A 14,154-nucleotide genomic window follows, 5' to 3' on the forward strand; every position below is an offset into this window, starting at 1 on the left:
ATAATATATCTAAATCTTAAATTGTGAAATTCAAAGGAATAGGTTGGCGATAATGTCTACAGGCAACTAAAAATATAGGATCTAAATTATTTTTCAAAAGTGAAAAATTTTTCAAATGTTCATTTTGAGATAACATGATTTGAACCTCATTCAGAAATTCAGGCATGTTTTTTTGAATTGGTACACTTGACCAACAAGCTCCATGCAGTCGATCAGATGAGCTTAACATGATGTTTTCTGATTTTTCTCTTGGAAACCAAAATTGAAAATTACAATGAGAAAGTTTGTTCTTTTGTATTTCTTGAATTATTTTAAAAGATGGACCATCTTCAAAAAGAGCACTAATTAATGCTAAAGTTGGAAGCATTAAGCTACCAGATGTTGCTTCTTTAAAATAACTATCATCATGTTGTGATGAATGATTTAATAGCTTTTCAAAATCTTCATATATAACAGGATACAAGTAGTTTATACCGTATGATGTTTTTAATGCATTTATTAAATTAGTTACGTAGAGCTTAAGGAATTTAATATGTTCTTCTTCATTACTCAGATTAAATGCTAGAATAAATAATGAAATTTCTATAATTTGAGAATCTTTTATTGGTGTAAAAAGAATTGAGTTATTCAATATTAATGATTGTAACACATCAAGATGATTACAAAGCTTGTCGATTAATTTCTGTTTAAGATCCTGATCATTTTCATTCTGTATATCTGAATATAACCAATATGCATAAACAGAAAATCTACTCAGAATATCAAATAGTTTTATATTCGTATTTGCATGGCTACCATAATGCGCATTAGCGGATATTGCATATTGTTTATCGCAATAAGGCTTAAATTTATCTATAAAATTTTCAGTAATTTGTCTATAAACTCTAACTATATTTTCAAAAGCAATTCTCACTTCTGTAGCTTCTTTATTTTTATTCGGATAAATATCTTTGACAATCAACCAAGATATAAAGAGAGCTTTTTCAGAACATTGATAAACACTTTCTAGATTATATAAGTTTCGTGACCATGAGTATAGAACCCATAGACATAGGTTTATCAAGCGAATTTTACGTAAAACACTTAGTGCTGATTTTTCAATAAGTTGCAACAAAGAATGGAAATATTGAATAGAAGCCTCAGGCTCTTCTATCATTGCAATTGAACGTCTTAATTCTTCGCGAAAACCAACTGGTAAAAGAGATTCTTTGAGTAAATGCTGAATAATTAATTCAGCTATTTTATCTCCATTCCATTCTTCAAATGAGATGCGTTTTGTTGTTTTTTGAGAGGTGTAACTGGAAACAAGTTCTCTAACCTGTTCTAAGATATTTCCACCAAAGCATAGGCATATGACAACCTTTTTATTTTTATGCTCTTGAGGGATTCTATTAGGTATATATACATCAATAATATCTTCGATAGAAGGTCTCAGTGCTTGATCACTTCCACCGTTCCAATGTGTACGATTTAAATCACCATCTTTTACTGAAAATAAAAAGACCGTATCTTCCTGCTTAGTATTTTTACCTACCGCCATTATGTCCACACCATTTTGACGTGTTCCTCTTTGCGGCAAAGATGTTACAATCATTCCCATTTCGGTTAAGAGGTCAGGTAGGAGGGCATCTAGTTCATTACGCTCTTTTAATGATCTTAAGTATTCTTTCAATATTAATTTCATTTTTCCATCCCCTCATTCATAAAAATTTGTCTTTGATATGCTGATAATACGGGATCGGTGAAATATTGTAGAGGTAAAGTCATATTATAATAAAAAGAACTGAGAGCATCTTCTTGAAGAGTTATCTCATTGCTTCCAGTATTCGCAATGTGGATATGAGTTTCGCCATATAACATAATTTTTTTTGTAAATAGATCAGCAAATACTGACTGAGCATCAGCTGATTTGTTTATTTTTTCATTTTCATGATGTCTTTTATATTGTATTAGTCTTGAGTGCTCTAAGGGGCAGGCTAACTCTTTTAAATCACTAGCTTGTTTTATATCGGTATAAATAACTTCATGTTCGGTTTTTAATCCTATAATTATACTTTTCGTTTCTTCCTCAGTATAATTCTTTAAGTCAAAAAAGAAGGCAACTTGTTGAGGTTCATAATTTATAATTACATGTTGGAAAGCTAAATCTAAAATTTGGAGAACTATTTTTGTATTTTTTATACAATTTAAAATGTCCATTATAAAGTTAAGAATGAGGCCTTCGTGTATATATAACCATCCAATTGCTTTCTTTGTTAAAAAAATAGAGTCTTCTTCTTTAAAATTATTAACCCATGAAAAATCTATGTGCAATGACTTAATATGATTAGATGTAATTATATCCGATGCAGATTCCCATAAATTTTTCTTTTTGGAGAGAAACCATCGTGTAACTATTTTATTAAGCAGGTCTGAATTTTCACAAATATAATAGGTATGAAAGTTTTTAATGGAAATATTTTCGTGTTTTAGTAAAAGTTGTTCAATAATCTCTATTAATTCTCTAAGATCTTCATCAGTACTTTGATTTTCTATAGTTAGACCCAAATTATTACAAATTTGATGAGAAATATTTTCAGCATTGATGATCATTTGATAAAAATTTTGCTTTAAGCTTTTTGAAATCTTAGCACTTTCAAAAAACAATAAGTTGGCAGCTTTTTCTGAAATATCAGTGGGACTAATCTTACTAAGAATTAGCTCTATTGTATTAATAACATGATTTTCTAGATTGTTATGTTGCAAGGAAATGTAAGTAACAATTTCTAAAATCTGAGAAAATTGAGAGCTATTTAGCTGATCTTTGTTTATTAAATTATTAATTTTATCTACTATTTGATGCGCATCAATAGTTGAAGAGTATTCTAAGTATCGAACTGCATTTAATAATGAATCTATATTCTTTTCCTCTAGGTCAAAGTGATTCAAAATAAAGTCTTTTGTTTTGATAGGGTCAAAAATGGTTAAGCAAGCTACTGCTAGACCTAACTTATCATAATGTACATCTAATCTAGTAACTATGAAATTAAACAAATATTCTGCATAACCAATATTTTTTTGTGCTACTTTTTTTAGATAGTGAAACCTCATGGAATCATGTTTAAATATTTTCTCAAAATTTAAAACAATATTTATGAGTTCAGGGAAATCTAATCTATTCGTTAAAACTACTAAGTTGAAAAAAACATGTTCAAATTGATCTATATTAATTACTTCTTTTTTGTTCAATTTATCAACAACTTGGGTAGCAAAAACAATTAAATCAATTTGATTATCATCATGTTCATTGGCTATTATTTTAGCATTTTCTTGAGAAGACCCCGAATACAAATAAAAATCACATAGAGAACGGATTTTTATTTCCAAATCTAACTTATCATTTTTCAAATTGTTGATTAAATCTTCTAGGGTCATAATTTTCTATATATTCCTAAGGCCTATTTATATTAGTGATATAAAATTGCGATTAATTAAATTTAATAATCAATCAAACGTACTTTGTACTAAGCCTCATATTATGCTGATTGATCTACAGAGGTCAAAGTTAAAAACAATTTCAGCATCTATTTAAAACAGAATCTGAAATTAATTTTTAATTGACTTACTCGGATTGTCCTTGCTCTTCTTAACCTGATTATTTTGTAAAATTTGTACCTCACAGAAAATTCCCTTTTTATCCATTTTAAAATAATTTATCGGTCTTTGCTCTAAAGCCGCAATTGCTTTAAGGTCTTCCAGCATTTGCATGCTTAATTCATTTCTACGCTCTTCATCCAAATCAATATTTTTTGGCATATTCTACTATCTCTATTCACTTATATACCGATCAATTTACAACCATTTATTTTGAAAATCTGCCCCAGATGAGTTTGGAGTTATCGAAGGCTTGTGGATATTAATAGTTAGTGGTATCGGAAAGTCATTACCTATTAGAACAGCTTCACCCGGTTGTAGGCTTGGTAGAAAATCGGATGCAGCTTTATCTATCTCACCACATGCACGTTCAATAATTTCTCTGTCACGATCATTAGTAAGTCTATGGACAATCAGTGTTCCTAATTGGCTTAGCACTCCTTCTGTGATATCTCTTGGTCGCTGGGTCGCCAAACAAATATTCAGACCAAATTTACGTCCTTCTTTTGCAATTAATTCAAATGAATCTAATTGGGCAATGGTATCTTCATTACCAATAGCTTTTCCAAGAAAGTTATGTGCTTCATCAAGAAAGACAACTATTGGCTTATTACAAAATCGTCTTGCTCTAGCCTGATTTAACAAATGTCTTCCAATTACATTTGCAACAATTTCTCTAGCCTTAAATTCAAAACCTACATCACTTAGATCGATTCTTAAAATTTTTTTATCTGATATAGGACTTACGCACTATTATTTATAGATTCTCTGTGGTAGCAGATGATTTTTATCGAGAATAAAGTCATCAATGAAGTTTTTGATAACTGGTCTAAATAATTTCTTCTGCCAACGATATACATTTTCAAAGATCCGCTCAAACTGGTTCTTTTGTATCTCGACGTAGGCCATCAAGGCTGAAAAAATATGATTCAAAATCAGTTTAGATCGTCTTACTTGAAACTTTTCAATATGACAAACCTGTTTAATCACCCGGTGATATTGCTCTATTTTCCAATGACTTGAATGTAATTCATGAAAACCCTCAAAGGACAATAAATCATCTTCATCTTGATGCACAATATAAAACCTCTGCTGTTCTTTTAACTGAGTCTTAAATAATTGTACAAAGCCAAAATCTTTGAGCCAGACCACTTGACCCTGATGGAAATTTGGCAATAAACGCAGTTGAAACCATTGTCCTTTTTCTGGGGAAACCTTACGGTTACAGTCGATACCAAACATAAATCGAATACCATATTTTCTTATGGTTTTTAGATTTCCAGTCGATGAATACCAACTATCACCTGTAATAAATTGAATCTTTGCACCCCAACTGAGTACTTCACTTAACATATCCATAAAGTAATCATTCTTGGTTTTACTTTCAGATTTGTCATAAATTCGGAAATTAATTGGAATATTTTGACCATTCTGATCTGTCGCATACAAGGTAATGAGATTAATACCCTTGACGGATCGGTGGTGTTTGCCTGACCAAAAATAGCTAACCAAGTCCATATGTTGACTATAGGGTTTATCTAAAACAGTATCATCAATACTGACTATAAGTTTATTATTATCAATATGTTGAATTGCTTCTTGATATAGGTCGTGAGGTGTGTAGTCTTCACGTTCTAGAAAGCGATTTACACTATCATGCGAGATGTTATAAGTCTCGGCAAGTTGTGTGCAGCTAATAGAGTTCGGTTCTGTCATGAGAAAGCCCATATAAATGGGTAATGTACAAGTTGCTGTAGAAGCATGTTTAATTCGTCTGATCACAGATACTTTATAAAGTATTTTAATACTTTTTTGAATCCGTCAATGCGTAAGTCCTATGATATGTAAAAATCATCTATTTTTTGTACAAGAGTTGGCAAATCCTCTGGTTTAAAAACAAATCTAAAAGTTTTAGATGTCGTTATTCCATGTATTCTTGATATTAATGAAAGACAATAGCTGAAACCCGATGGATCAGGTTTCCATACTCCATTTTGATCTGCTGGATAAATACATTCTTGGTGAATTTGTTTACATAATCTTAATGGGTTAAATGGCATATAAGGATCTTCGATAAGCTCTGTACCTCGAACATACTTGATAGATTCTGTCCAATTACTTTCTTTTTTTCCAATTTTTAAAAAAACACCGTCATTAATTTTTTCTAAATGCTGATCGTTTTTAAGCATTAATAAATGAACAAGTCTAAGACTACGAATAGCATCTCTAAATTTAGGACCTTGTGCTTTGCCTGAAGGTTCAAACAATGCTATAAAATCAGTCTCTTGGAAGCATTCTGCTGGCAAACTTACAGCGCAAGACCCAACGGCTGGGCTAATGGGATCACTCAAATGAATATTTTCAATATCATCACCAATGAAATCTTTATATTCTCCAGTTGGATCAAGAATAATTATTTTCGAGTTAAATCTTCGACATTCTTCTAATATTTTGGCTGTCGTATAACTTTTACCACCACCTGTTGAACCTAAGATTCCTAGGTGGCGACCGAATAGTTTTTCAGGTGTTACATTTATATCGCAACCCTGATCTAAATCTATGAAACCTAAATTTAGTTCAACTTTTGGTGTTCCTTTATTCATTCTTTTAGGAAGCTGAGCGATAAGTTCATGAGGTGCTGAATAGATCAGATCATTAATATTTGGATAATATTCAACTCCAGCAGTTACATACAAACTGTCCATTTGAATTGTGCCAAGAAGTTGGATTCGCCCAGCTATGTCTAAATTAGACTTATCTAAATCATCCTTTTTGATTTCTACGATACGACCAAGAATTAAGTTCACTTGACTTTCAATTAATATGAACTCACCAACTTCTCCTTTTCCATAACGTTTGCCATGATAGTAAGTTGCTTGGTGTTGTAAATTTATATACTCAAAGTTTACAGAATTGGCAGTAACTGCATTTACCTTTCCAAAAAGTAATTCTGATTTGATTACACCCTTTTCATTAAGCATCTCTATCTCCAAATAATTTTTTCAAATTTTCATGAAAATTTTCGGCAGGAGATAAAGCCGTAAGATCAGGAATAAAACTCGAAAATTGCTGAAAATCACAATTTAGAAAGAAAATCTCATCATTCTTTCTATCATCTGCAATTTTTTTAAACATTCCCCAATACTTCGATGTTTCAGATGATGGTTTTTCAATATCACTTTCAATAGTTGGCGAGACAATTATAACTTTTAAGTGTGGATTTGAGAGAATTGCGGATAATATTGGCTCGGATAAATGATCATCATTAAATCCAAATCCAGCAATGATTAAACATGTATTCGGCTCTCTTAAACTTTGAGAAAAGCGAGCAATTAACTCTAAGTGAGGCTGTATATATGACTGCTGATATTTTCCCTTTGCAGGAAAAATCATACAACTATTTTCAGCTGTTACATTTTCTGCTTGTTCGATGATATAAGAGTTAGTGTTACGACGACTCCAATTTGTAGAGCCATGGAGTTTATAGAGTTGATAAACACCTTCTAAATAATGGGTGTTGGTCGAAGAAGAAGAAGTGTTTCTACGAACAATATCCATATCAAAAAACCTTGCATCATAGATCCGAGGCATAGAGAATGAAAAACCATCAATTACAGTAATACCTAATAGTCCAGCGGCATCTTCAAAACAGGTATCATAATTGGTTGTAAAAAGCTTAACTCTAGGATCTTTTGATTTTCTTCTAGCTAATTTTCTAATAAATTCTTTATGACCAAGAAGTTGTGCATCTTTATCATTAATAAAACGGCATTTTTCTAAAATTAATTCCTTGCATTTTTTTATGAATAGAGTCGTTTTTTCTTTTGTTGTACTAACTTGTGAGTAAGCTTCGCAATGGGATAGGCATATTTCTATGTTTTGATTTGACTCAATAGTGATATCAAATTTATTTTCAGCAAAACACTCCTTAGCAATTATATCCATATCATTAGTGGTGCATGCCAACCATAAATCCCACATTTTGGGACCTTTTACAACATCACCTAATGATGTTCCACTTCCCGCCAACACCATAAGATTAGGCATCTGAAGAGCTGATTTTAATTTCCCTTTAATATCGGACTCAAAAGTTTCGTTCTCAATTCCGTCATCTTTATCAGCAGAAACCCAAACCTGCTTTAATGAATTATAATATTTATTAGTCATGTTATTACCTATTTAATAATCTAAGCCACCGCTTCATTAAATGCTTCAACCACCCCAAATATGTTGTCAGCATCTCCATCAGCAAACACACCATCAATGCCTTCATAGTGAATCTGATTAAATGGTGGCTCATATAGTTGTGCAGCATCGAGCACACCATTTTGAGTCAAATGATCAATCATCATTTCCACAAAGCGGATTTGCTTTTCATTATAGCTTGAACCTTGTAAATAAGTTGAAAAGGCTTCTTGTACAGCTTTACGATCCAAACCGACCAATGAGCGAATGAAAAGTGGTAAAGATTTTTCTGTCCCAAAACATGCTTCAAATCTTTCCTTGCTTTCTACTTCTTGTGCTTCAAAAACAAAGCGTTCAAGTTCACTCAAATCCGTTGGAGTCAATGCCAAACCACGCTTGAGCTTGGCAATGGTAATGTGGTCTTCATTCGCCTTAATAAAGCTCTCTACACGCTTACGGTACTGGGCAAGGTTTACGCCACTTGATACCACTGGAATATCAACTGCTTGCATATCTCCAATTTCATCATCAAGCATGGAGTAGACAATAGTTGAGGTCGATTTTTCAATCAGTTTCACCAAGCCGCGAATACGTTTACGCATCGCCTCAAGCATTGGCAAGGTAATGCCTTTCCAATATTCAACGGTTTGAATGTCTTGAATTAGCGCAATCTGTTCTGCAACAACAGGAATATTTTCTTTGCTTTCCAGTTTAGAAGCAATTTCAATCACTTTATTGGCATAGCTTTGAATAGCGGTGTTGTTCTGTTCTAATACTGCCAACTCAAGGTTGTAGCAAAGCATATCAAACAGTTTGGCCTCTAAGGTTTCAGGCTCAAGTTGATTCGGTAGTTTAGAAATGTGTTCTCGTAATGTACCGATGGCAAGATCATCTAAGTTGTTCCAAGCATCATCATTCTTGAAATGTTCAACATGCTCAAGCTCAGACTTTACAATGAAATTCTCATTGTTCATAGACTTCACTTCAGTCTGTAAACTCTGACGGATATCTTGCTGTACAGCTTTTAATTCTTCGGTGACATCGTCCTTCGCATTCAGTAAACTCAGGATATTTAAACGTGCTTTAAATAGACGTTGTCCTAATGGTTCTGTAGTCGCAACAGGCGCACCATCAGGGTTTTCATTGAAGTATTCAAAGTTAGAACAATAGTCGAAAATAAAGAATTCTTTTTTATCTTTTTCAGGGCTAAACAATTCTTTGCAGAGGCGTGTGCCACGCCCGATCATCTGCATAAATTTCACTTTAGAGCGCACTGCTTTAAAGAACACGAGATTGACCACTTCAGGTACATCGATGCCTGTATCGAGCATATCCACTGAAATCGCAATTTGCGGTTCAGGTAAATCTTTCTTGCTAAAGTCATCAATCAGGCTTTGAGGATACTTAGTGGCATGGGTAATGACACGGGCAAACTTGCCATCATATTGCGGATAGTTTTCATTGAAGCGATCAGCAATAAACTGGGCATGTTTTTGATTGACGGCAAAGATAATGGTTTTACCCAAACGATCTCCACCTTCGGTCTTAATACCATTTTCCATCAAGTGCTTGAGCATTAAATCAATCGTGCCTGTATTAAACAGCTCTTTATTGATTTTGGATGCTGAAACTTCTTCAGGTGCATCTTCATCGCCCCAATTTAGACTATCCCAATGTTGTTTTTCTTCTTCTGAAAGTTCGTCATATTTCACGCCTTCACGCATGAATTTAAGCGGGACAGAATAGGCTTTCGGTGGCACAAGATAACCATCGGCAATGGCTTGATCTAAATCATAGTAATCGGTTGGGACACCGCTTTCTAAGCCAAACAGTGCGTATGTATCACGATCTACTTCATCTCGTGGCGTTGCGGTTAAACCAACAAGCAAACTATCGAAGTATTTAAAAATCTCGCCAAATTTTTGGTAAACGCTGCGGTGTGCTTCATCAATAATAATCAGGTCAAACATGCCTGTACCGAATTGTCGTGTACCATCGGCATTTTTTTCGTCAATTAAGCCCATCATAGTTTGATAGGTCGAGAAATACACTCGACCAACCTGATTTTTATCCTCAAGTAAATTGACGAATGAGGCATCTTTTAAATTGGCTTTAAAAGCGTTGTGTGCCTGATTGACCAATGAAGTGCGGTCTGCAAGGAATAAGGCTTTTTGCACCACATTGGCTTTCATCAGCACATCGACCAGTGCAATGGCGGTACGGGTTTTACCTGTGCCTGTTGCCATAATCAGTAAGCCTGCACGTTCTTTACGTTGATAGGCTGCAAGCATGGCTTTGATGGCACGAGTTTGGTAGTAACGCTCGACAATGTCCGCATTGATCGGGAAGCTACTTAAATCAGGGTTGTTCTTCCGTCTTTCGATCAGACGTTTGAGTTCTGCCTGCGTATAAAAGCCCTGAACTAAGCGTGGTGGACCACCTTGCACATCGTTCCAGATTCGGGTTTTGTAACCATTGGTATAGAATATGACAGGCCGTTGTCCTGTTTGTTGCTCTAAACAGTCTGCATAGAGCTTGGCTTGTTGTTGTCCAATATCAGGGTCGGTTGATGTGCGTTTGGCTTCAACCACAGCCAAAGGCAAGCCATTGGCATCATACAGCACATAATCCACTGCACCTTTACCCGATGGACTCGGCATACCTGTTACAGCAACTTCCTCTCGAACCGATGTGCCAATTTCCCAACCTGCTTCTTCAAGCATGAGGTCAATTTTAAGCTTTCGGGTTTCGTCTTCTTTATAGTCGGTATGGTCTTGAACTTTACTGTTGGCAAGCTTGGCTTGTTCAACGTCTGCACGTTTTTGTGCAAGTTCAGCATCAATATCGGCAAGTAATTTTTCACGCTCTTCTAAACTGGCGGACAGTTCAAATAGTTTTTGTTCCCGTTCGCGTAAAGCTTTGTGTTGTTCTGCAAACTGTTTTTCTTTAGCTTCTGTTTCTTTTTGCAGTTGTTCTTGGTTGGCGGTGATTTGCTGTGTGTTATCTGCGTTAGGAATTAGTTCGGTTTTAAAGATATGCGGCTGTGAACGGTCTTTTGAAGGTGAACCATAGTTACGTTCAAACCAAACATACATCAGGAATAAATGGCTGATGTGCTTGACGGTTTCTTCGGTGGTGAGTTGTTTGAACTTTTTCCCATGTACGGCACTGTTGCCGACCATGCGGATATTGTCCATTTTGTCCCAAATATAGGGCGGAATCAGGTCTTTAAATTTGAGGTCGTTGAGTAAGTTATGCAGTGAAGCATCGTAAGGCTGAGTCAGTTTTTTGTCGTATTTATACAGCCACAGTACAAGGTTTTCAAGTGAGGTACGAGCAGCAGCAAGAGCAAATTGGGGGGATATATACGTGAGCTTTTCGGCTTCTTTGGCAGTCGCTGCCAAGCTTTTAAATTCAGGTTCTAAAAACTGAAAATTGCTCATGAATATATTCCCTCATATTTTAAATTAAATGTTATAAAGTACCGTTAAATGCTTGGTTTTGTAATGATTGAAATAAACTCTCTTGCATAACAAGAGCCTTTTGCAGTAATTCTTTCTGGAACTCAACTTTATCAACTATTTTACAAAAATCTAATATCTTCTCTTCATTTGGGAAAATAATTTCAGTTTCTTTCACAAAAGAGACGTTTAGAGTAGGCTGACTTACAGTACGAGTATTTTTTTTAAAGTAATTTTGAATCGCTTCAGTTTTTAGACACTCAGCAACAAAATTAATAATTCTTTTATCTTGTAAAGGAACTCGTGTAATTGCTCTTGCAATATTGAAACCAATGGCTTTATTTGGAACTTTAGCAATAGTACCTATTGAGCCAACACAGCTAACTAAAATTTCATTCCCTTTTAATCTAGATCGACTGTAGTCTTTCTCAATTTCAGGATCTATTGTTTTTATTGAAGTAAAAGACAATATTCCACCATCTATATCACCAACCCTAATGAGTGGAATTCCTCCTTCAAAGTCATTCCCTGGCTGAACTACTCCATAGTTAACTCGATCTTTTGCATCACAAATATCTCCTAAAATTACTTTGTTCCACTTTTTAGGATTCTGTTCAGGATCGCCAAACATATCAATAAAAGTGGCTTGTAAAAGCTGATCTAACTTTTCAATCGTTTGCTGACGTTTTTGGCGTAACTCATCCGCTTGATCTAAAATTGATGCAATTCGGCGTTGTTCTGCAAGTGGTGGGAGTGGGATTTCAACATTAGCAATAACTGTTTTAGAAATTTCCTTAAATGTTGCACCAACACCTAGATCTTGAAGATATTCTTTGTTCGCTTTTAACCAATAATATAAATATTGCGAATCCAATAAATCAGCTTTGGGTACAAAACTTTTGAACCCTTGGTTAGTACACATAGGAATTGTATTAATTGCAACATGCCCGATAGGAGCACGAGAGCTAAATAAAACAGAATTTTCAGGAAGTAATTTAGTTGAACAACTATCAAAACCTAATTGAGTAATCTTACTTTCTGTTTTAGAAATAAATTTAGACTTTAATTTACTAAGGTCTTTAGGTGTCACCCAAGTAATATCACCATCCCAAAAATCAGGATTATTCGTCCGTGGCGTTGAGCCTGAATGAATTTCAGCACATTCACCTAACTTCATTTTAGGAAAACTCACTTAAGCATCTCCTTAAGCGCAGCCATTCCTTTTAAAATATCCTGCTCAAGTACTTCTAAATCCGCCAAAATTTTACTTGGTGCTTCATATTCCACTTGCTCATACACTACTTCCTTATAACGGTTAATCGACAAGTCATAACCATTGGCAGCAATATGGGCTTTATCCACCATAAAGCTTTGCTCTGTGGCTTTACGGTCTTTTTCACCCTCTAAGTTTTTAAAACGGGCAATAATGTCAGGAATGTTATTATTTTCATGCTTAGAACTATCTAGCTCATTACGCTTATCATCCAGCGAGTAACCATCCGCCTGCATGTCATAAAACCAAACTTTGTCCGTACCGCCCGACATGGTTTTGGTGAAAATCATAATTGCAGTTGAAACACCTGCATACGGCTTAAACACACCTGAAGGCATGGAAATAATCGCTTCAAGCTTTTGCTCTTCCACAATCTTTTGACGTAATGCTTTATGTGCAGTTGATGAACCAAATAACACGCCATCAGGCACAATTACCGCAGCACGACCACCAGTTTTTAACAAACGTAAAAACAAGGCTAAAAATAACAATTCGGTCTTTTTGGTTTTGACTACGGCTTGAATGTTCTTGGCACAGCTTTCATTGTCCAAACTGCCTGCAAATGGCGGATTGGCTAAAATCAAACTGTATTTTTCCGCAATATGTGAATGCGTTTCACTCAAAGAATCACGGTTTTCAATACTTGGGTTTTCTACACCGTGCAGCATCATGTTCATCGAACCAATACGAAGCATGGTGCTATCAAAGTCATAACCAAAGAAAGTTTCTTCACTAAAACGCTTTGCAGCTTCAGGATTAGCAAAAATCTCAGTGCTGTAATGATCGTTTAAATATTCACTTGCAGCAACAAGGAAGCCCGCTGTACCACACGCAGGGTCACAAATGGTATCGGTTGGCTTTGGCTGCATCAACTCCACAATCATTTTGATGATATGGCGAGGCGTACGGAACTGACCGTTTTGACCTGCTGAAGCAATTTTACCAAGCATATACTCGTAAATATCACCTTTGGTATCTTTGTCATCCATTGGCACATCTGCAACCAAATCCACCACTTTGGTTAAAAGCGCAGGCGTAGGAATGGTAAAACGTGCATCCTTCATGTGATGACTATAGGTTGTGTCATCTTCTGCACCTAAGTTTTTAATGAAAGGAAAGACTTCATTTGCAACGGTATTATATAAAGTTGCAGCATCGCCTAAAGTAATAAACTTTGACCAACGAAGATGATCTTGCTCAGGCGTGAAAATTGGATGTTCTACAGCAGTTTTTAAGCGGTTAGCTTTCTTTTCTTTGGTGATCTGAATTTCATCCAGTCGGCGAATAAACAGCAAATAGGTCATTTGCTCCATGACTTCTAAAGGATTGGAAATACCGCCACTCCAAAATGCATTCCAAATCTGGTCAATTTTGCTTTTAATTTCGCCTGTAATCACGTAGATGACTCTCAAATTTCTTTGAGAGTATTGTGGGAGAAATCAACAAAAAAAGCTATTTGAATTAAAGGAGATGCGACAGGGTTTGGCGTTTAAATACTTAAATATAGTAATAAAAGAGATTTCTTTTAATATTTAATTATTTTTCAATATAATTTCTTTACAAGCAGTTTATGATTTATTAAGACATTAAGATTCCGTGATC

Annotated in this window: 8 protein-coding genes and 2 pseudogenes; all 10 read right to left on the reverse strand. The window is 34.8% G+C overall.

Annotation, left to right across the window (positions count from 1 at the left end; genetic code table 11):
- Positions 1-16: 16 nt before the first annotated feature.
- A complete protein-coding gene (locus AC4CUX_RS02505) occupies positions 17-1,684 on the reverse strand; it encodes a hypothetical protein (RefSeq protein WP_291390251.1) in 1,668 nt (555 codons plus the stop codon).
- Positions 1,681-3,414, reverse strand: coding sequence for a hypothetical protein (locus AC4CUX_RS02510; RefSeq protein WP_490792151.1), 1,734 nt, complete (start codon positions 3,412-3,414; stop codon positions 1,681-1,683). The genes AC4CUX_RS02505 and AC4CUX_RS02510 overlap by 4 nt, the downstream gene beginning before the upstream one ends.
- Positions 3,415-3,585: 171 nt before the next feature.
- Positions 3,586-3,795 (reverse strand): hypothetical protein, encoded by a 210-nt coding sequence (locus AC4CUX_RS02515; RefSeq protein ID WP_291390255.1) that lies wholly within the window; start codon positions 3,793-3,795, stop codon positions 3,586-3,588.
- Between the two features lie 36 nt (positions 3,796-3,831).
- Positions 3,832-4,368, reverse strand: a pseudogene (locus AC4CUX_RS02520) (ATP-binding protein); the annotation flags it as partial.
- 18 nt (positions 4,369-4,386) lie between these two features.
- Entirely contained in the window at positions 4,387-5,415 is a 1,029-nt protein-coding gene (locus AC4CUX_RS02525; RefSeq protein ID WP_007116247.1) for an IS701 family transposase, read from the reverse strand.
- Positions 5,416-5,471: 56 nt separating this feature from the next.
- Positions 5,472-6,614, reverse strand: a pseudogene (locus AC4CUX_RS02530) (helicase HerA domain-containing protein); the annotation flags it as partial.
- Positions 6,607-7,800, reverse strand: a complete 1,194-nt coding sequence (locus AC4CUX_RS02535) for an SIR2 family protein (RefSeq protein WP_291390259.1) — start codon at positions 7,798-7,800, stop codon at positions 6,607-6,609. The pseudogene AC4CUX_RS02530 and the gene AC4CUX_RS02535, both read right to left, overlap by 8 nt.
- Before the next feature lie 20 nt (positions 7,801-7,820).
- Positions 7,821-11,261, reverse strand: coding sequence for a DEAD/DEAH box helicase family protein (locus AC4CUX_RS02540; protein ID WP_490792152.1), 3,441 nt, complete (start codon positions 11,259-11,261; stop codon positions 7,821-7,823).
- 31 nt (positions 11,262-11,292) lie between these two features.
- Positions 11,293-12,471 (reverse strand): restriction endonuclease subunit S, encoded by a 1,179-nt coding sequence (locus AC4CUX_RS02545; RefSeq protein ID WP_291389889.1) that lies wholly within the window; start codon positions 12,469-12,471, stop codon positions 11,293-11,295.
- Entirely contained in the window at positions 12,468-13,949 is a 1,482-nt protein-coding gene (locus tag AC4CUX_RS02550; RefSeq protein WP_291389890.1) for a type I restriction-modification system subunit M, read from the reverse strand. Before AC4CUX_RS02550 ends, AC4CUX_RS02545 begins: the two co-directional genes overlap by 4 nt.
- Positions 13,950-14,154 lie beyond the last annotated feature (205 nt).

Source organism: Acinetobacter sp. 231_lipA, assembly GCF_058243005.1.